Genomic DNA, 18,363 nt, shown 5'->3' with positions numbered 1-18,363 from the left:
GCACGGCCTCACCCGCTCCCCCGGGTCAGTCGGTGAAGGTCCGCCCCTCCGCCGCGATCCGCTGCAGCAGCGCCGGCGGCGCGAACCGCTCGCCGTACGCGGCGGCGAGCTCGCGGGCGCGCGCCGCGAAGCCGGCCGGGCCGCCCTGGTAGCCGTTGATGTACTGGAGGACGCCACCCGTCCAGGCCGGGAAGCCGATGCCCAGGATCGAGCCCACGTTGGCGTCGGCGACCGAGGTCAGCACGCCCTCCTCCAGGCAGCGCACCGAGTCGAGCGCCTCGCTGAACAGCATCCGCTCCTTGAGGTCCTCGAACGGCACCTCGGCCCCCGCCCCGCTCCCGGCACCGGCAGCACCGCCGTTCCCGGAGAAGTGCTCCAGCAGCCCCGGCCAGAGCCGGCCACGCTTGCCGTCCTCGCCGTACTCGTAGAAGCCCGCGCCGCCGCTGCGTCCGGGGCGGCCGAACTCGTCGACCATCCGGTCCACCACCGCGTCCGCCGGGTGCGGCGTCCAGGTGCCGCCGGCGGCCTCGACCGCGAGCCGGTACTCGTCGCGGATCTTGCGCGGCAGGGTGAGGGTGAGCTCGTCCATCAGGGAGAGCACCTTGGCGGGGTAGCCGGCCTGGGCGGCGGCCTGCTCGACGGAGGACGGGTGGATGCCCTCGCCGACCATGGCGACGCCCTCGTTGAGGAACTGCCCGATAACCCGCGAGGTGAAGAAGCCGCGCGAGTCGTTGACCACGATCGGCGTCTTGTCGATCTGCCGGACCAGGTCGAAGGCGCGGGCGAGCGCCTCGTCGCCGGTCTGCGGCCCACGGATGATCTCGACCAGGCGCATCTTGTCGACCGGTGAGAAGAAGTGCAGGCCGATGAAGTCGCCGGTGCGCCGGACGCCTTCGGCGAGCACCCCGATCGGCAGGGTGGAGGTGTTGGAGCAGAGCAGAGCGTCGGGGGCGACCACGCCCTCGATCTCCTGGAACACCTTGTGCTTGAGCTCGGTGTTCTCGAAGACGGCCTCGATCACCGCGTCGCAGTCGGCCAGGTCGGCGGCCTCGGCGGTGGGGGTGATCCGGGCGAGCAGGGCGTCACGCTTGGCCTCGGTGGAGCGGCCGCGGGCGATGGCCTTGTTCAACAGCCCCTCGGAGTAGGCCTTTCCGCGCTCGGCCGCTTCGACGCTGACGTCCTTGAGCACGACGTCGATGCCGGCCTTGGCGCAGGCGTAGGCGATCCCGGCGCCCATCATCCCGGCGCCGAGCACCGCGACCTTGCGGACCAGCCGCTTCTCGACGCCCTTGGGGCGCCCGGCGCCGGAGTTGACCGCCTGCATGTCGAAGAACAGCGCCTGGATCATGTTCTTGCTGGTCTGCCCGCAGGCCAGCTCGGTGAAGTAGCGGGCCTCGATCACCATGGCGGTGTCGACGTCGACCTGGGCGCTCTCCACCGCGGCGGCGAGCACGTTGCGCGGCGCCGGGTAGGGGGCGCCGTTCAGCTGCTTGCGCAGGTTCGCCGGGAAGGCGGGCAGGTTGGCGGCGAACGCGGGGGTGGCGGGGGTGCCGCCGGGGATCTTGTACCCCTTGACGTCCCAGGGCTGGACGGCGGTCGGGTTGGCCTCGATCCAGGCCTTCGCCCGGGCGGTCAACTCCTCGGAGGTGTCGACCAGTTCGTGGACCAGCCCGTGTTCCAGGGCCTGCGCCGGGCGGTACTGACGGCCCTGCAGCAGGTACTTCAGCAGGGCGTCGGTGATGCCGAACAGCCGGACCGTCCGGACCACACCGCCGCCGCCCGGCAGCAGACCGAGGGTGACCTCGGGCAGGCCGATCCGGCTGGCGGGGGTGTCCAGCGCGATCCGGTGGTGGCAGGCGAGGGCGATCTCCAGGCCGCCGCCGAGCGCGCTGCCGTTGACGGCGGCGACGACCGGCTTGCCGAGGGTCTCCAGCTTGCGCAGCGAGCGCTTGATCCGCATGGACTTCTCGAAGACGGCCTCGGCGTCCTCGGGCCGGGCGGCGGAGAGCATCCGCAGGTCTCCCCCGGCGAAGAAGGTCTTCTTGCCGGAGGTGACCACCACGCCGCGCAACGCGTCGCCGAGGCCGGCGAGACGCTCGACCGCGCCCTCGAAGTCGGCCGTGAACGCCTCGTTCATGGTGTTGACGGACTGGGTGGGGTCGTCGAGGACGAGGGTGACCACGCCGTCCTGGTCCTGCTCCCAGCGGATGGTGGTGGTGTCGCTCATGAGTTCAAGGTCTCCAGGTCTACCGGGGAGGGAGGGAGTCAGACGCGCTCGACGATGGTGGCGACGCCCATGCCGCCGCCCACGCACAGGGTGATCAGGCCGTAGCGCAGGTCGCGCCGCTCCAGCTCGTCGACGACGGTGCCGAGCAGCATCGCGCCGGTGGCGCCCAGCGGGTGGCCGAGGGCGATCGCGCCGCCGTTGACGTTCACCTGGTCGTGCCGGAAGCCGAGTTCACGGATGAAACGGAGCGCGACCGCCGCGAAGGCCTCGTTGATCTCGACCAGGTCGATGTCGGCGGCGGTGAGACCGGCCTTGGCGAGCGCCTTGTGGGTGGCCGGGGCGGGGCCGGTGAGCATGATGGTCGGCTCGGAGCCGGAGACGGCGGCGGAGACGATCCGGGCGCGCGGGCGCAGCCCGTACCGCTCGCCGACCTCGCGGTTGCCGATCGCGACGAGGGCGGCGCCGTCCACGATGCCGGAGGAGTTGCCCGCGTGGTGGACGTGGTCGATGGCCTCGACCCAGTGGTACTTCTGCAGGGCGACGGCGTCGAAGCCGCCGGCCTCGCCGATCGCGGCGAAGGACGGCTTGAGGCCGGCCAGGGTGTCGACGGTGGTGCCGGGGCGGATGAACTCGTCGCGCTCCAGCACGACCAGGCCGTTGCGGTCGCGCACCGGGACCACCGAGCGGTCGAACAGGCCGTCCGCCTGGGCCTTGGCGGCGCGGGCCTGGGACTCGGCGGCGAAGGCGTCCACGTCGGTGCGGGAGAGGCCCTCGATGGTGGCGATGAGGTCGGCGCCGATGCCCTGCGGGACGAAGTCGGTCTCGTACGCGGTCATCGGGTCGGCGAACCAGGCGCCGCCGTCGGAGGCCATCTTGACCCGGGACATCGACTCCACGCCGCCGGCCAGGATGAGGTCCTCCCAACCGGAACGGACCTTGGCGGCGGCCAGGTTGACGGCTTCCAGGCCGGAGGCGCAGAAGCGGTTCTCCTGGACGCCGGCCACCGTGTCGGGCAGACCGGCCGCGATGGCGGCGATCCGGGCGATGTCGGACCCCTGGTCGCCGACCGGGGAGACCACGCCGAGCACGATGTCGTCGATCGCGGCCGGGTCCAACTCCGGGAAGCGGCGGCGGACTTCGTGGATCAGGCCGACGACCAGGTCGATCGGCTTGGTGCCGTGCAGCGAGCCGTTGGCCTTGCCGCGGCCGCGCGGGGTGCGGATCGCGTCGTAGACGTACGCTTCGGTGGTCACGATGGGAATGCCTTTCGGGGCAGGGGGTCCTGAGGGGTGCCGGGGAGACCGGAAGGATCGGAGGGGGCTGTCGGAACCGTCGGGACCGTCGGGACTGTTGGGGCCGTCAGGGCCGCCAGGGCCGTCGGGTCGGAGGCTCAGTCGAGGATCGAGCGCCCGACGATCTCCTTCATGATCTCGGTGGTCCCGCCGTAGATCGTCTGGATGCGGCCGTCGGTGAACGCCCGGGCGACCGGGAACTCGCTCATGTACCCGTAGCCCCCGTGGAGTTGGAGGCAACGGTCGGCCGTGCGCTTCTGCAGTTCGGTGGCCCACCACTTGGCCATCGAGGCGTCGGCCGGTGTGAGCGCGTAGCGGTTGTGCTCGGTGATGCAGCGGTCGACGAAGGTCCGGGTGATCGCGCACTCGGTGGCCAGTTCGGCGATCTCGAAGCGGACGTGCTGGAGCTTGGCCAGCGGACGGCCGAAGGCCTCGCGCTGCTTGACGTAGTCGGTGGTGATCTCGACCAGGTACTCGGCACCGGCGATCGCCGCGGCGGCGATGGTGAGCCGCTCCTGGGCGAGGTTCTGCATCAGATGAACGAAGCCGCCGTTGAGCTCGCCGAGCAGGTTCTCCTTGGGCACCCGGACGTCCTCGAAGAACAACTCCGCGGTGTCCTGCGCCTTCTGGCCGATCTTGTCGAGGTTGCGGCCGCGCTCGAAACCGGGCGCGCCGCGCTCGACGGCCAGCAGGCTCAGCCCGCGCGCACCACCCCCGGGGGTGGTGCGGGCGACCACGATGACCAGGTCAGCCAGGATGCCGTTGGAGATGAAGGTCTTGGCGCCGTTGAGCAGGTAGTGGTCGCCCCGGTCGACCGCCTGGGTGCGGATGCCCTGGAGGTCGGAGCCGGTGCCGGGCTCGGTCATCGCGATCGCGGTGACCAGCTCACCGCTGCAGAAGCCGGGCAGCCAGCGGCGCTTCTGCTCCTCGGTGGCGAGCGAGGTGAGGTACGGGCCGATGATGTCGTTGTGCAGCCCGATCGCCAGCCCGGAGGCACCGGCCCGGGCGAATTCCTCGGCCAGCACGGCGGCGTAGCGGAAGTCCGTCGCGCCGCCACCGCCGTACTCCTCGGGCACGGCGATGCCGAGCAGGCCCTGCCGGCCGGCCGCCAGCCAGACGGAGCGGTCGACGATGCCGGCCTTCTCCCACCGGTCGTAGTGCGGCACCACCTCCTTGGCGAGGAAGGCCTTCACGGTGGCTCGGAAGTCCTCGTGCTGCTCGGTGAAGATCTCGCGCTGCAACGCTACTCTCCTTGCTCTGCTGCGGAGTCGGAAGGCTCTGCGTCGGGCGCCGCGGAGCCGAGGGACGGAACGGCCCAGTCCCGGGCCACCTCCGCGGTGTCGGCGCCCGGCCGGGCCGGCGGGCGGCGCAGTGCACCCGGGGTGGCGGAGAAGCGCGGCGCGGGGGCCGGTTGGGTCACGCCGTCCACCTCGACGTACGTCCCGCGGGCCAGCAGGTGCGACTCGCCGGCGGCCTGCCGCATCGTCAGCACCGGTTCCACGCAGGCGTCCGAGCCGGCGAAGACGGCCTCCCACTCGGCCCTGGTCCGGGTGGCGAAGCGGGCGGCGATCAGGGCGCGCAGTTCGGGCCAGCGGGCGAGCTCGTACTGGCCGGGAGCGTCCGGGCCCAGCTCCAGCAGACGGGCGAACTCCGCGTAGAACCGGCGCTCCAGGGCGCCCACCGCGAGGTGTCCGCCGTCGGCCGCCCGGTAGATCGCGTAGAACGGCGCACCGCCGTCCAGCAGGTTGACGCCGCGGCGGTCCTGCCAGTGGCCGGCCGCGAGCAGCCCCCACAGCATGCTGCCGAGGTGCGCCGCACCGTCCACGATCGCCGCGTCGACCACCTGGCCGGAGCCGGTGGCCCGGGCGTGGTGCAGCCCGGCCAGCAGGCCGACGACCAGGTAGAGCGAGCCGCCCGCGTAGTCTCCGAGCAGGTTCGCCGGGATCCCCGGCGGCGCGTCGGCGCCTCCGGGCGAGGCGACCAGCCCCAGCACCCCGGCCACCGCCGCGTAGCCGAGGTCGTGCCCGGCGGTGGCGGACCGCGGCCCCTGCTGCCCCCAACCGGTCATCCGCCCGTACACCAGCGCCGGATTGCGCGCCAGACACGCCTCGGGCCCCACCCCGAGCCGCTCCGCCACGCCCGGCCGGTAGCCCTCGATCAGCAGGTCGGCCCGCTCGACCAGGTCCAGCACCAGCCCGGGCCCCTCGGGCGACTTGAGGTCGACCAGAACCGACCGCTTGTTCCGGTTGCTGAGGTCGTACGCGGGATCCGTCCCGAGCGGCGACGGCTCGGGCCGGTCCACCCGCACCACGTCCGCCCCGAGATCGCCCAGCAGCATCGCCGCGAACGGTCCCGGCCCGATCCCCGCGAGCTCGACCACCCGCACACCCGCCAACGGCCCCGGGCCACCCGCCCCGCCCACCGGACTGCTCGTGTCACCCACTGGCCGCGAACCCTTCGGGGTTTGACAGTAAAGCTGTAACACTCGCGATGATAGGGAAGCGACCCGCCGGTAACAAGACCTCGGTCCCGGCACCGCGCCGCCGTTCCCCTCCGGCCCACCCTCGACCGACCCGGCCACAGTCGGTGCGAACGGCATGACGGAGGGCGCGTCCGTGCCCCGACGGAGGGGACCCGTACGGTCGCCATGCCGCAGAGGGTGCACCAAACCCTTTGCCGAGGCCGGGAGGAACGGCCGACAACGGCAACACCGTGCCGCCCCTCCCCCTGATGCCGCCGGGCAGACCCACCACCCAGCCGGACACCCCGTACGAGCTCACCGCCTCCGCCGCACCGGCCCGGCAGATCGCCACCGACCTCGACGGCGCCAACGCCGAGGCGGGCCCGGCGACTGTCGGCGTAATGGCCTATCGTGCATGCAGTCCATTACACATCGACATCGGGGGAAGCAGCATGACCACCGCTGAGCAGGCCGTCATCACCGGGCGCACGATCGTCGCCGTTTCCGAGCGGCTGGTGTTGACGCGGCCGCAGGAGGATGACGCGGAGGCGATGTTCGCGATCCACGGGGACCCGGAGACCAACCGGTACAACCCGTACGGACCGCAGCGGGACATCGCGCAGGCGCGGGAGCAGTTGGCGGGGTTCGTGGCGGACTGGCCCCGGGACGGGGTGGGGTACTGCGCGGTGTCCACCCGGGAGGAGCCGGAGGTGATCATCGGGGTCGCCGGGCTGTTCCTGCACAGCCTGGACGGGGAGCCGGTGTTCAACCTGTACTACCGGTTCCGGCCGTCCGCCTGGGGCAAGGGGTACGCGGCGGAGGCGTGCCGGGCGGCGATGGCGGAGGCGCTGCCGCGGTTCCCGGGGATTCCGGTGACGGCACTGATCCGGGAGGACAACCTGCCCTCGCGCCGGCTCGCCGGCCGGCTCGGCCTGGTGGCGGACCCGGACGGGCGGGTGGACCACGAGGACCGCTTGATCCACCGGATGGCGTGAACGCCACCAGTCCGGGATCCCCCTCCGGGGGGAGGGGGATCGCGCCCATGGCGGAGGCCGTGGGCCGGGGCGGGGCGGCACCGTTGGGGGCATGAGGATCGACGAGGGGCGGCTACGGGCCTGGGCCGCGTGGACCGCCGTGGCGGCGACGGGTCCGTACCTGACGCTCAAGGCGCTGTGGCTGACCGGACATCCCGTGGGGTCGGACGATCCCGGGCAGATGGACAAGCTGTGGCTGGTGAACCTGCTGACCGTCGGCATGGACGCCGTCGCCGTGGCCCTGGCGCTGGCCTTCGTCCGGCCGTGGGGACGGCGGACACCGGCCGGGCTCGTGCTGTTCCCGATGTGGGTGGCGACCGGGCTGCTCGGCACCATCCTGGTGGCGCTGCCGCTGTACCTGCTGAGCATCCTGCTGCTGGGACCGGAGCGGAGCACGGGGCACGAGAACGGCGACGGCCTCGGCGGCTGGGTCTTCCCCGTGGTGTACGGCGGCTTCACCGTCCAGGGGTTGGCACTGATCACCGCCTTCGTCCTGTACGCCCGGCAGCGCTGGACCGCACTGCTGCGGGCGAGGACCGGCGAGCTGCCGCACTCCCCCACCCTGACCGTGCAGCGAAGCCTGGCCTGCGCCGCCGCGCTGCTCGGGCTCGGTACCGCGGCGGCCCGGGCGTACTGGGCCGCGGGCGGCACGGCCGGACTGCCGGTCGCGCTGGCACAGGACCGGTCCCGGGGCGTGGCGGTGATGGACGCGGTGACGGCGGTGATGGCGGTGGCCGCCTCGGCGGGACTGCTGGTGCTGGTGTTCCGGGTCCGGCCCCGGCGACCGCTGCGCACGCCGCTGCTGATGGCCTGGACGGCCACCGGGTCACTGTTCGGCTGGGGCTCCTGGCAGTTGGTGGCCTTCGGCGCCACCGCGGCCGGGACGACCGGACCGCTGGCACTGGTGCAGGCCACCCAGGTGGTGACCGCGGTGCTGGTGCTGGCCGTCGGCGCGGTGGCGCTGGCCGAGCGGGCGGCCGCGGCGCGCGGCACTGTCGTAGAGTCACCCGGGTGGACACGGGGGGTGGCCGGGTGCGGCGGACGGGAGAGGTGCTGTTCGGGCGGCGGGCCCGACTGCGCTGGGTGCATCTAGTGCTGGGCGGCGCGCTGCTCATGCCGTACTACCTGTTGTCGGTGGTCGCGCTCGGAGCGCTGAACCCCGATCAGGGGCACGCGCGCCAAATGCTGTTGCAGTTCCTCGCGCTGTTCACCTCGCTGCCGATGGCCGCGGTCACCGCCCTGGTGCCGACCGTCCGCGGGCTGGAGGGGGCGGCCGCCCGGGCACTGTGCGCGGCGGCCCGGCCGGAGGAGCTGGCCACCGGGCCAGCCCGGTCCTGGGCGGCCCGCCGGCGCACCGCGCTCTGGTTCGTGCTGCACCTGTTCTCCGGCGGGGTGGTCGCCGGGATGACGCTGGCCGGGGTGCCGTTCGCGGTGGTGCTGCTGTTCGGCTTCGCCGGGAGCGAGGAACTCGCCCGGTACTGGACGGACCGCTTCCCCGGCTGGATGGTCACCGGCCCGGCGCTGGGCCTGGCCGTACTGCTGCTGGTCGTGGGGACCAGCGCCGCCTGCGGCGCACTGCTGGCCCGCTGGGCGCCCGTCCTGCTCGGCCCCACCCCGGAGGAGCGGCTGGCCGCCGCCGAGCGGCGGGCCACCGTGCTCGCCCAGCGCAACCGGCTGGCCCGCGAGCTGCACGACTCGGTCGGGCACGCGCTCAGCGCGGTCGGCATCCAGGCCTCGGCCGCCGCCCGGGTGCTGCGCACCGACCCGGACTTCGCCGCCGGGGCACTGCGGGCGATCGAGGAGACCGCCCGCGGGGCCGTCGCCGAACTGGACACCGTGCTCGGACTGTTGCGCGAGGAGGACGCCGCCGCCGGACGGGCCGGGCCCACCCTGGCCGGGCTGGACGACCTGCTGCGCCAACTCGCCCGCACCGGCGTGACCGTGGACGCCGAGCTGGCACCCGGGCTGGGCGCGCTGCCGGCCGAGGTCTCCCGCGAGGCGTACCGGATCGTTCAGGAGGGCCTGACCAACGTGCTGCGGCACGCCGGACCCGCCCCGGCCGGACTGCGGGTCGCGGTCGACGCCGGCCGGCTGGAGATCGAACTGACCAACCCGCTGGGTCCGGCCCGCCCGAGCCGCCCCGGCGGCGGACGCGGGCTGCGCGGGATCGGGGAACGCGCGACGGCCCTGCGCGGCGGCAGCAGCGTGGGGCCGAGCGAGGACGGAACGACGTGGCGGCTGGCCGTGTGGCTGCCGGTGGGAGGGACTGCGGCATGAACACCGAGAACGGGCGGACCGGCATCCGCGTGGTGATCGCGGACGACGAGCGGCTGGTCCGGATGGGTCTGCGGGTGGTGATCGACGCCGAGCCCGACCTCTCCGTGGTCGGCGAGGCCTCCGACGGGGCCGAGGTCGTCCCGCTGGTGCGCGAGCTGCGCCCGGACGTGGTGCTGATGGACGTCCGGATGCCTGGCATCGACGGCATCCGGGCCACCGAGCAGCTGGTCGGCGGGATGGCCGAGCCGCCGAGGATCCTCGTGGTCACCACGTTCGAGCACGACGACCACGTGTACGACGCTCTGCGCGCGGGCGCGGCCGGGTTCCTGCTGAAGCGGGCGCGGGCGGAGGAGATGGTCCAGGCGGTGCGCCTGGTGGCGCGCGGGGACTCGCTGCTGTTCCCGGCGGCCGTGCGCGAACTCGCCCTGCGGCACGGCGCGGACGGCCGACGGGAGGTCGCCGCCGACCGGGGGCCGATCCGGCGGCTGACCGAGCGGGAGGGGCAGGTGCTGCGGCTGATGGCCACCGGGCTGAACAACGGTGAGATCGCGCGGCAGCTGGTGGTGAGCCAGGAGACGGTGAAGACGCACGTCGGCAGCGTGCTGGCCAAACTGGGCGCCCGGGACCGCACCCAGGCGGTGATCGCGGCGTACGAGTCGGGGTTCGTGCTCCCCGGCTGAACCCACGCGTCGTGGACGCGCCCGCGCCGCCCGGCTACGCGGCGGGCGCGTCCCCGGGGAACGCGGCGTCGAACTCCGCCCGGTGGTCCTTCCAGAGCGCCACCGCGTGGTCCACGAACACCCGCCGCCGCTGCTCCCGCACGCTGAGGTCGTGGACGTACGCCTTGACGCTCTTGCCGTCCGCGGCGGCGGCCTCGCGGATCGCGGCGAGTTCGTGCTCCGTGTACTCGATGTTGAGCGCAGGCATGCCGCCGATGGTACTGCAGCGCACGGCAGTTGGGAGCGGAGCCGCGGATATCCACCCGCCGCCTTCCACCCCCTCCTTCCACCCGCCGTCGAAACGGTTCGCCGTCCATCCCTCCCGGGTCGGACCGAGCGGGCGCGCGGATGGGCCCCAGGAGGGCACGGCCGCGGCGCGTGGGACGACGACCGGGCGGGGTGGGCGCCCGTAGCGTCGGGAGCGCGGCGAACACCCAGGGCGTCTTCTCCGACGTGCCGATCAGGATGCTCTCGCCGGACTTCCTGGTCGCCCTGCCGAACGAGAAGTACCTCACCCGGGACGGCAGCACCTTCGGCGGCCGGGGCATCCCGCCGGACGTCCGCACTCCGGTGTTCACCCCCGACGAGTTGGCCGTGCTCAAGGACTCCGCCCCGAAGCACGGCCCGCCGGGTGCTCGACGAGAACGCCGAGGGCGCCCACCACGACGAGGGCGAACAGGGCGGGCGGAGCGGACAGGACGCCCACGGCGACCAAGGCGGCCAGAACGCCCGGGGCGACCAGGATCGGCGACAGTAGCCGCTACATCGGATCCACCGCCCTCAGGCCGCCGTCCAGCTCCAGCCACCTGGTCAGCCCCAGGCCGCGCAGGAACGGCAGGTCGTGGCTGACCACGATCAGCGCACCCCGGTAGGCGGCCAGCGCCTGGGTGAGCTGGTGGACGCTGGCGAGGTCCAGGTTGTTGGTCGGCTCGTCGAGCAGCAGCAGCTGCGGTGGCGGGTCGGCCAGCAGCAGGGCGGCCAGCGTCGCCCGGAACCGCTCGCCGCCGGACAGGGTGCGGGCCGGCTGGTCGGCCCGGCCGCCGCGGAACAGGAAGCGGGCCAGCCGGGCGCGGACGGCGTTGTCCCCGGCGCCGGGGGCGAACAGCTTGACGTTCTCCGCGACCGTCAGCTCGTCGTCCAGCAGGTCGAGCCGCTGCGGCAGGTGGCGCAGCGGCACCTGGGTGGTGACCATGCCGTCCAGCGGGGCGAGTTCGCCCGCGATGGTGCGCAGCAGCGTGGTCTTGCCGGAGCCGTTGCGCCCGACCAGGGCGATCCGCTCGGGACCGCGCAGGTCGAGGTCGACGGTGGCGCCGTCGGGCAGCCGGACCTTCTGCAGGGTGAGCACCCCGCGCCCGGCCGGCACGGCGGTCCGCGGGAGGTCGATCCGGATCTCGGCGTCGTCGCGCACCGCCTCCTCGGCGGCGGTGAGCCGCGCCTTGGCCTCCTCGAGGCGCTCGGTGTGCATGCCGGTGAGCCGGCCCGCCGTCTCCTGGCCCTTGCGTTTGAGCATCCCGGCGAAGATGTGTGGATCGTTGCGGGTGACGGAGCGCTTCCGGCCGTAGCTGGCGCTGCGCTCCAGCCTGCTGCGGGCCTCGACCAAGTCCCGCTTCTGGCGCTGGACATCGGCCTCGGCGTTGCGCAGCTGCCGCTCGGCCGTCTCCTGCTGGGCCGCGAGGGTGCGCTCGTAATCATCGAAGTCGCCTCCGTACCAGGTGACTTCGCCGTCCCGCAGGTCGGCGATCTGGTCGACGTGACGCAGCAGCTCGCGGTCGTGGCTGACGATCACCATGACGCCGTGCCAGCCGGCCACCGTCTCGTAGAGCCGCTCGCGGGCGACCCGGTCGAGGTTGTTGGTGGGCTCGTCGAGCAGCAGTACGTCAGGGCGGCGCAGCAGCAGGGCGGCCAGTCGCAACAGCACCGCCTCGCCGCCGGAGAGTTCGCCGGTGGTGCGGTCGAGGCCGAGGCGGTGCAGGCCGAGCCGGTCGAGGGTGGCGCGGGCGCGCTCCTCGACGTCCCAGTCGTCACCGACGGCGTCGAAGTGCCGCTGGTCGGTGTCGCCGGACTCGATGGCGCGCACGGCCTCGCGGGCAGCTCGGATGCCGAGCACCTCGTCGACCCGCAGGCCGGTGTCGAGCGTCAGGCCCTGGGGCAGGTAGCCGAGGTCGCCCGCGATCCGGACGGTGCCGCCGGTGGGGGTGAGTTCGCCGGCGATCAGCCGCAACAGGGTGGACTTTCCGGCGCCGTTGAGGCCGATCAGTCCGGTGCGGCCGGGGCCGATGGCCAGGTGGAAGCCGTCCAGGACGGGCTTGCCGTCGGGCCACTCGAACGCGAGGTCGGTGCAGAGGACGGCGGTGGTGGGTTGTGCCATGCAAGGCCTCCCGGGTGGTTGCTGAAGGGGTGATGAGCAACACGGGGAGACACCGCGGGTGCGGAACCGGAACGGCCGGAGGACAGGGCGGCGCCCAGGAGGCGCCGCGGGGCCGTGACTGAGGTCGCACCTTCGCACACCACGCGGCAGCGGGCCTGCGTGGCGGGGGCGGTGTCCCGGGACCTCAGTAGAGCAACGGCCTTCTCCTTGTCTGGCGGATGACGTGAACCACGCTAGGCACGCCGGGGAACGGGTGCAACCGGTTTATCCGCTCCGGCGGAGGCCCGGCCCGGCCCGGCCGCCGGAGCGAAGGCCCGGCCCATCAGCCCCGGCAATGGTCCGGTTCGTCCACCCCGGCAAAGGCCCGGTGCCGATCCCGTGCCGATCCCGTGACAGCTCCCTCCCGGCCGGGGCCGGATGTAAGGACTTCCTTATCCGCATGGCAGACTCCTCACCTGCCATACCTGCGGCCCCCGGGCCGTACCCGAGGAACGGGGCGTATGGCGGTAGTCAACAGGGGGATTTGAACTCATGTCACCGATATCCCGGCCGAGCCGTGCCGTCCTCGGCGCCTCCGTCGCCGCGCTGACCATGGTGGTCGCCACCGGTTGCGGTCCGGACAACAGTGACCCGGCCGTCGCCCAGAGCACGGCTCCGACGGTCGCCGCCTCCACCTCCGGGAAGCCGGGCGCCGCGCCGCTCAAGCTGCCGACGGTCCAGGAGCTGAAGACCTGGAAGCTGGAGGACTGGGACAAGTGGGCCCAGGCCAACGTGATCACCCCGGCGGTCAAGGGCTACTGGACCCTGCAGAAGCTGCTGGACGCCAAGCCGAAGCCGCTGCCCCAGGACCCGGCCCAGCCGACCGCCCAGCCGACCAGCGCGGCCCCGGCCCAGCCCACCGCCGCGCAGCCGCCGACCGGGCCGGACCAGCTGCCCGCGGTCGTCGCGGCGAAGCCGGTGGCGCACCCGTTCCCGAAGAACATGCACGTCAACGGCAAGATCTTCTTCAAGGACGGCAACGAGGACTACGTGTGCTCCGGCACCGTCGTCTCCGACCCGGCCAACCCGGGCAAGAGCAACCTGGTGTGGACCGCGAGCCACTGCCTGCACGGCGGCAAGGGCAACAAGTACTACACCGACATCACCTTCGCCCCCGCCTTCAACAGCAACGGCGTGCTGAGCAACGGCAACAAGCAGAAGTCCAAGCTGGAGGACGCCGAGCCGTACGGCGAGTGGGGCGCGACCGCTGGCATGGTCTCCCCGCAGTGGACGCAGGAGGCCGACCCGGAGAAGGGCGGTCCCTGGAGCCAGTACGACTTCGGCATCATCAAGGTCGCCAACCCCGACCCGAACGGCAAGTCGCTGGAGGAGACCGTCGGCGGCTCGGTGCCGCTGTGGTTCAACGCCCCGCGTGACCAGCTCGCCTCCGTCTCCAACTACGGCTTCCCGGAGGGCAAGCCCTTCGACGGCGTCGAGCTGGAGCACTGCGACGGCGGCAAGCCGGCCGCGAAGCCCGGCGTCCCGGACCGCCCGGCGATGCTGATGATCGGCTGCAACATGACCGGCGGCAGCAGCGGCGGCGGCTGGTACGCCGCCAAGGACGGCAAGCCGGCCCTGGTCAGCGACACCTCCGTCGGCAACGGAGCCAACACCTACGAGGCCGGCCCCTACCTGGAGGACGTCGCGGCGCACATGTTCGACTACTTCTCCAAGAAGGCCAAGTGACCCGCTAGGGGCCGGTCCGGGGGCCGCGGCCGTCACGGCCGCGGCCCCCGGCGCTCCCCCGGGCCCGGACCGTTCCGCGGTCCGGGCTTTTCCGGCTCGGGGCCCGCTCCTCCTACAATCGGCCCCATCATGAGCGCCACACTCGTAGTCAAGGACCTCAGCGCCGGCCACGGCGAACGCACCCTCTTCTCCGGCCTGGACCTGGTCGTCGCCCCCGGCGACGTGATCGGCCTGGTCGGCGTGAACGGCGCCGGCAAGTCGACCCTGCTGCGGCTGCTGGCCGGGCTGGACGCTCCCGAGGGCGGGTCGCTGCGGCTGAGCCCGGCGAGCGCCAACGTCGGCCACCTCCCGCAGGAGCCGGAGCGGCGGGAGGGCGAGTCGGTGCGCGACTTCCTGGCCCGGCGCACGGGCGTCGCGGCCGCCCAGGCCGCGTTGGACGAGGCCACCGAGGGCCTGGTCGAGGGCCGTCCGGGCGCCGACGACGCGTACGCGGTGAGCCTGGACCGCTGGCTGGACCTCGGCGGCGCCGACCTGGAGGAGCGGGCCGAGGAGGTGGCCGACTCGCTCGGCCTGAAGGTCTCCCTCGACCTGCCGATGACGGCCCTGTCCGGCGGCCAGGCCGCCCGGGCGGGCCTGGCCTCGCTGCTGCTCTCCCGCTACGACGTGTTCCTGCTCGACGAGCCCACCAACGACCTCGACCTGGACGGCCTGGAGCGGCTGGAGGCCTTCGTCAAGGGCCTGCGCGCCGGCACCGTGCTGATCAGCCACGACCGCGAGTTCCTGGCCCGCACGGTGACCAAGGTGCTGGAGCTGGACCTGCACCAGCAGCAGGTCAACCTGTACGGCGGCGGCTACGAGGCGTACCTGGAGGAGCGGGCGGTGGCCCGCCGGCACGCCCGCGAGGAGTACGAGGAGTACGCCGACACCAAGGCCTCGCTGGAGGCCCGGGGGCAGATGCAGCGCAACTGGATGGAGCACGGCGTCCGCAACGCCCGCCGCAAGGGCGGCGACAACGACAAGAAGGCCCGCGCCACCCGCGCCGAGTCCACCGAGAAGCAGGCCTCCAAGGCCCGGCAGACCCAGCGGATGATCGAGCGGCTGGACGTGGTCGAGGAGCCGCGCAAGGAGTGGGAGCTGCGGATGGAGATCGCCACCGCGCCGCGCTCCGGCTCGGTGGTCGCCACCCTGCGCGCGGCCGTCGCCCGGCGCGGCGACTTCGCCTTCGGCCCGGTGGACCTGCAGATCGACTGGGCCGACCGGGTCGCCATCACGGGCGCCAACGGCGCGGGCAAGTCCACCCTGCTGGCGGCCCTGCTCGGCCGGCTCGAACTCGACGGCGGCAGCGCAGTGTTGGGCTCCGGCGTGGTGGTCGGCGAGGTGGACCAGGCGCGCGGCCTGTTCCTGGGCGGGGAGCCGCTGGCGGACGCCTTCGCGGCCGCCGTACCGGAGTTCACCGAGGAGGAGGTGCGCACCGTGCTGGCCAAGTTCGGCCTCAAGGCGGCGCACGTGCTGCGCCCGGCAGGCACCCTCTCGCCCGGTGAGCGCACCCGGGCCGCGCTGGCGCTGCTGCAGGCGCGCGGGGTCAACCTGCTGGTGCTGGACGAGCCCACCAACCACCTGGACCTGCCCGCGATCGAGCAGCTGGAGTCGGCGCTCGGCTCGTACACCGGCACCCTGCTGCTGGTCACCCACGACCGGCGGATGCTGGACACCGTGGCGGTGAACCGGCGGATCGAGGTCCGGGACGGCCGGGTGCACGAGCTGTAGCCGGACCCGGCACGACCGTCGGCCGCTCCGGGAATTGGTCTCTACCTCTTCCCGGAGCGGCCGTCATGTGCTGTGCTGTCGGCCATGGTTGACAGCGCAGCGGCAGGGACGTCCCACCCGACCGTCCCGCTCACCCCCATGACGGTGCCGGCCGACCAGGCCGAGACCCGCAGCAAGGCCTTCCACGACGTGATGGCGCAGCGCCGGACCGTCCGCGACTACGACACCCGCCCCATCCCGGACGGGGTGATCGAGTGGGCGGTCCGCACCGCGAGCACCGCGCCCAGCGGCGCGCACGTGCAGCCCTGGCGGTTCGTGGTGATCACCGACCCGGAGCGCAAGCGGCTGCTGCGCGAGGCGGCCGAGGCCGAGGAGCGCGAGTTCTACGACCACCGGGCGTCCGAGGAGTGGCTGGCCGCGCTGGCGCCGATCGGCACCGACTGGCACAAGCCCTTCCTGGAGGACGCGCCGGCCCTGATCGTGGTCTTCGAGGTGCACAAGGGGCCCGACTCGCCGCGCCCCTACTACACCAAGGAGTCGGTGGGGATCGCGGTCGGGCTGCTGCTGGCCTCGCTGCACCAGGCCGGGCTGGCGACGCTGACCCACACGCCGAGCCCGATGCGCTTCCTCAACGAGGTCTGCGACCGCCCGGCGGAGGAGCGCGCGGCGTACGTGATCCCGGTCGGCTACCCGGCAGAGGGGGCGCGCGTACCGGACCTGCGGCGCAAGGAGCTCGACGAGGTGCTGGTCCGGCTCTGACGCGCCGGGGGCGCACCGCCCGCACCCCGGCCGGGGCTTCCGGTCGCGCCCCCCTTCCGGATGTGGCAGGTCCGGGCCAAGGACATAATCGCGGCCATGAGCCGAGCACAGCCGCAGTCCTGCCGGCCCTCCCGGGCGGCACCGGAGGCGACCACCGGGCGGCCGCCCGAGCTGCTGCGGCTGCCCGGGGGCCTCCGGCTGCACCGCCGTCGCAGCGCCCACGCCCCCGCGCTGAACCGGGCCGTCCGCGCCAACCTGGAGCACCTGCGGCCCTGGATGGAGTGGGCGGCCGAGGCACCCAGCCGGGCCCGGACCGCCGAGCTGACCCGGGCCGGCACCGCCGCCTGGGAGGCCGGCACGGACTTCATGTACCTGGCCGGTCTGGACGCCGCACCCGGTCTGGTGGTCGGAGCCTTCGGGCTGCACGGGCGGGTCGGCCCGGGCGCGCTGGAGATCGGCTACTGGGTCGCCGCCCGGTACGTCGGCCGCGGCATCGCCACCGCCGCGGCCGGGGCGCTGACCGAGGCCGCGCTGGCGCTGCCGGGCATCACGCGGGTGGAGATCCGCTGCGACCAGGCGAACGGCGCCAGCGCGGCCGTACCGCGCAAGCTCGGCTACCGGCTCGACCGGGTCGCCGAGGCCGCCGCCCGGGCTCCGGGCGAGACCGGACGCCAGCTGGTGTGGGTCATGGAGCGCTGGACCGGGGCTCAGTAGTAGCGCCCGCCCTCCGCGGCCGGCAGCGCGTCCAGCTCGGCCAGGTCGGCCGCCGAGAGCTCGATCCCGGCCGCGCCGGCGTTGTCCAGCAGGTAGCGCGGCGTCTTGGTCCCCGGGATCGGGAAGACGTACCGGCCCTGCGCCAGCGTCCAGGCCAGCGCGATCTGCGCGGGCGTGGCGCCGATCCGCTCGGCGACCGCCCTGACCCGCCCGACCAGCTCCAGGTTGGCCTGCAGCGCGTCCTGCTGGAAGCGCGGCAGCCGGCGGCGGAAGTCGTCCTCGGGCAGCTCGTCGAGGGAGGTGATGCCGCCGGTCAGGAACCCGCGGCCGAGCGGCGAGTACGGCATGAAGGCGATGCCCTGCTCCTCGGTGTACGGCAGCACCTCGGCCAGCGCGTCCCGGGTCCACAGCGACAGCTCGGACTGCACCGAGGCCACCGGGTGCACCGCCTGCGCCCGGTGGATCTCCTCGACGCCCACCTCGGAGAGCCCGATCAGCCGGACCTTGCCCGCCTGCACGGTCTCGGCGAGCGCACCCCAGGTCTCCTCGATCGGGACGGCCGGGTCGACCCGGTGCAACTGGTAGAGGTCGAGGTGGTCGGTACGCAGTCGGCGCAGGCTGTCGTCGATCGAGCGGCGCACGTGCTCGGGGCTGCCGTCGCGCTCACCGTTCTGGCCCACCGAGCCCGGGACCATGCCGACCTTGGTGGCCAGGAAGGCGCGCTCGCGGTAGGGGCCCTCCAGAGCGGCGCCGACCACCTCCTCGTTGGTGAACGGGCCGTAGATGTCGGCGGTGTCGATCAACGTGACGCCGAGGTCGAGCGCCTGGCGGATCACCCCGACGGACTTGTCGTCGTCCCGGTTCCCCACGTCGTAGGCGAAGGTCATCCCCATGCAGCCGAGGCCGATGACCCCGACCTCCGGGCCGTTGTTGCCGAACGGGGCGTTGCGCATGACGGTGCTCCTGTCTGGTTTCCGGCTGGACCTGCGACTGATCGACTCTCCACGATCGATCATGTCT

16 protein-coding genes are annotated in these 18,363 nt (G+C 73.3%); 9 read left to right on the top strand and 7 right to left on the bottom strand.

The window, feature by feature from the left end:
* Positions 1 to 25 precede the first annotated feature (25 nt).
* The 4 genes from ACH4J0_RS23630 to ACH4J0_RS23615 form a co-directional block, all read right to left on the bottom strand.
* Positions 26 to 2,227 (bottom strand): 3-hydroxyacyl-CoA dehydrogenase NAD-binding domain-containing protein, encoded by a 2,202-nt coding sequence (locus tag ACH4J0_RS23630; RefSeq protein ID WP_396242511.1) that lies wholly within the window; start codon positions 2,225 to 2,227, stop codon positions 26 to 28.
* Between the two features lie 38 nt (positions 2,228 to 2,265).
* Positions 2,266 to 3,480, bottom strand: coding sequence for an acetyl-CoA C-acetyltransferase (locus ACH4J0_RS23625; protein ID WP_396242510.1), 1,215 nt, complete (start codon positions 3,478 to 3,480; stop codon positions 2,266 to 2,268).
* Between the two features lie 137 nt (positions 3,481 to 3,617).
* Positions 3,618 to 4,760 (bottom strand): acyl-CoA dehydrogenase family protein, encoded by a 1,143-nt coding sequence (locus ACH4J0_RS23620; protein ID WP_396242508.1) that lies wholly within the window; start codon positions 4,758 to 4,760, stop codon positions 3,618 to 3,620.
* A 2-nt stretch (positions 4,761 to 4,762) separates the two neighbouring features.
* The gene (locus ACH4J0_RS23615) at positions 4,763 to 5,962 is read right to left on the bottom strand and encodes a CaiB/BaiF CoA transferase family protein (protein WP_396242507.1); all 1,200 of its coding nucleotides are present in this window, start codon (positions 5,960 to 5,962) and stop codon (positions 4,763 to 4,765) included.
* A gap of 269 nt (positions 5,963 to 6,231) precedes the next feature.
* Between ACH4J0_RS23615 and ACH4J0_RS23610 the strand changes: the two genes are divergently transcribed.
* From ACH4J0_RS23610 to ACH4J0_RS23595, 4 genes are all read left to right on the top strand, one after another.
* Positions 6,232 to 6,975 (top strand): GNAT family N-acetyltransferase, encoded by a 744-nt coding sequence (locus ACH4J0_RS23610; RefSeq protein ID WP_396242505.1) that lies wholly within the window; start codon positions 6,232 to 6,234, stop codon positions 6,973 to 6,975.
* A gap of 91 nt (positions 6,976 to 7,066) precedes the next feature.
* Complete coding sequence (locus ACH4J0_RS23605; protein ID WP_396242504.1) at positions 7,067 to 8,107, top strand: hypothetical protein; 1,041 nt, start codon at positions 7,067 to 7,069, stop codon at positions 8,105 to 8,107.
* On the top strand, positions 8,026 to 9,291 hold the full coding sequence (locus tag ACH4J0_RS23600) for a sensor histidine kinase (RefSeq protein ID WP_396242502.1): 1,266 nt from the start codon (positions 8,026 to 8,028) through the stop codon (positions 9,289 to 9,291). The genes ACH4J0_RS23605 and ACH4J0_RS23600 overlap by 82 nt, the downstream gene beginning before the upstream one ends.
* A complete protein-coding gene (locus ACH4J0_RS23595) occupies positions 9,288 to 9,971 on the top strand; it encodes a response regulator (RefSeq protein ID WP_396242501.1) in 684 nt (227 codons plus the stop codon). Before ACH4J0_RS23600 ends, ACH4J0_RS23595 begins: the two co-directional genes overlap by 4 nt.
* A gap of 34 nt (positions 9,972 to 10,005) precedes the next feature.
* On the opposite strand, the gene ACH4J0_RS23590 is transcribed toward ACH4J0_RS23595, so the two are convergent.
* The gene (locus ACH4J0_RS23590) at positions 10,006 to 10,218 is read right to left on the bottom strand and encodes a hypothetical protein (RefSeq protein ID WP_396242499.1); all 213 of its coding nucleotides are present in this window, start codon (positions 10,216 to 10,218) and stop codon (positions 10,006 to 10,008) included.
* Positions 10,219 to 10,641: 423 nt separating this feature from the next.
* On the opposite strand from ACH4J0_RS23590, the gene ACH4J0_RS23585 reads away from it, so the two are divergent.
* Entirely contained in the window at positions 10,642 to 10,767 is a 126-nt protein-coding gene (locus tag ACH4J0_RS23585) for a hypothetical protein (protein WP_396242497.1), read from the top strand.
* 3 nt (positions 10,768 to 10,770) lie between these two features.
* On the opposite strand, the gene ACH4J0_RS23580 is transcribed toward ACH4J0_RS23585, so the two are convergent.
* Positions 10,771 to 12,378 (bottom strand): ABC-F family ATP-binding cassette domain-containing protein, encoded by a 1,608-nt coding sequence (locus tag ACH4J0_RS23580; protein WP_396242496.1) that lies wholly within the window; start codon positions 12,376 to 12,378, stop codon positions 10,771 to 10,773.
* Positions 12,379 to 12,909: 531 nt separating this feature from the next.
* On the opposite strand from ACH4J0_RS23580, the gene ACH4J0_RS23575 reads away from it, so the two are divergent.
* From ACH4J0_RS23575 to ACH4J0_RS23560, 4 genes are all read left to right on the top strand, one after another.
* Entirely contained in the window at positions 12,910 to 14,103 is a 1,194-nt protein-coding gene (locus tag ACH4J0_RS23575) for a trypsin-like serine peptidase (protein ID WP_396242494.1), read from the top strand.
* 129 nt (positions 14,104 to 14,232) lie between these two features.
* Positions 14,233 to 15,870 carry an ABC-F family ATP-binding cassette domain-containing protein gene (locus tag ACH4J0_RS23570; RefSeq protein WP_396242492.1) on the top strand — a complete coding sequence of 546 codons (1,638 nt, stop codon included), beginning with the start codon at positions 14,233 to 14,235 and terminating at the stop codon, positions 15,868 to 15,870.
* A gap of 84 nt (positions 15,871 to 15,954) precedes the next feature.
* Entirely contained in the window at positions 15,955 to 16,629 is a 675-nt protein-coding gene (locus ACH4J0_RS23565; RefSeq protein ID WP_396242490.1) for a nitroreductase family protein, read from the top strand.
* Between the two features lie 96 nt (positions 16,630 to 16,725).
* Positions 16,726 to 17,343, top strand: a complete 618-nt coding sequence (locus ACH4J0_RS23560) for a GNAT family N-acetyltransferase (RefSeq protein ID WP_396242489.1) — start codon at positions 16,726 to 16,728, stop codon at positions 17,341 to 17,343.
* Here the strand turns inward: ACH4J0_RS23560 and ACH4J0_RS23555 are convergent.
* Complete coding sequence (locus ACH4J0_RS23555) at positions 17,337 to 18,296, bottom strand: aldo/keto reductase (RefSeq protein ID WP_396242488.1); 960 nt, start codon at positions 18,294 to 18,296, stop codon at positions 17,337 to 17,339. The genes ACH4J0_RS23560 and ACH4J0_RS23555 overlap by 7 nt on opposite strands.
* Positions 18,297 to 18,363 lie beyond the last annotated feature (67 nt).

The organism is Kitasatospora sp. NPDC017646, assembly GCF_044329365.1.
Lineage (GTDB): Bacteria > Actinomycetota > Actinomycetes > Streptomycetales > Streptomycetaceae > Kitasatospora.
The sequence above is the reverse complement of the archived record's forward strand: the minus strand, read 5'-3'. Positions and strand labels throughout refer to the sequence as shown.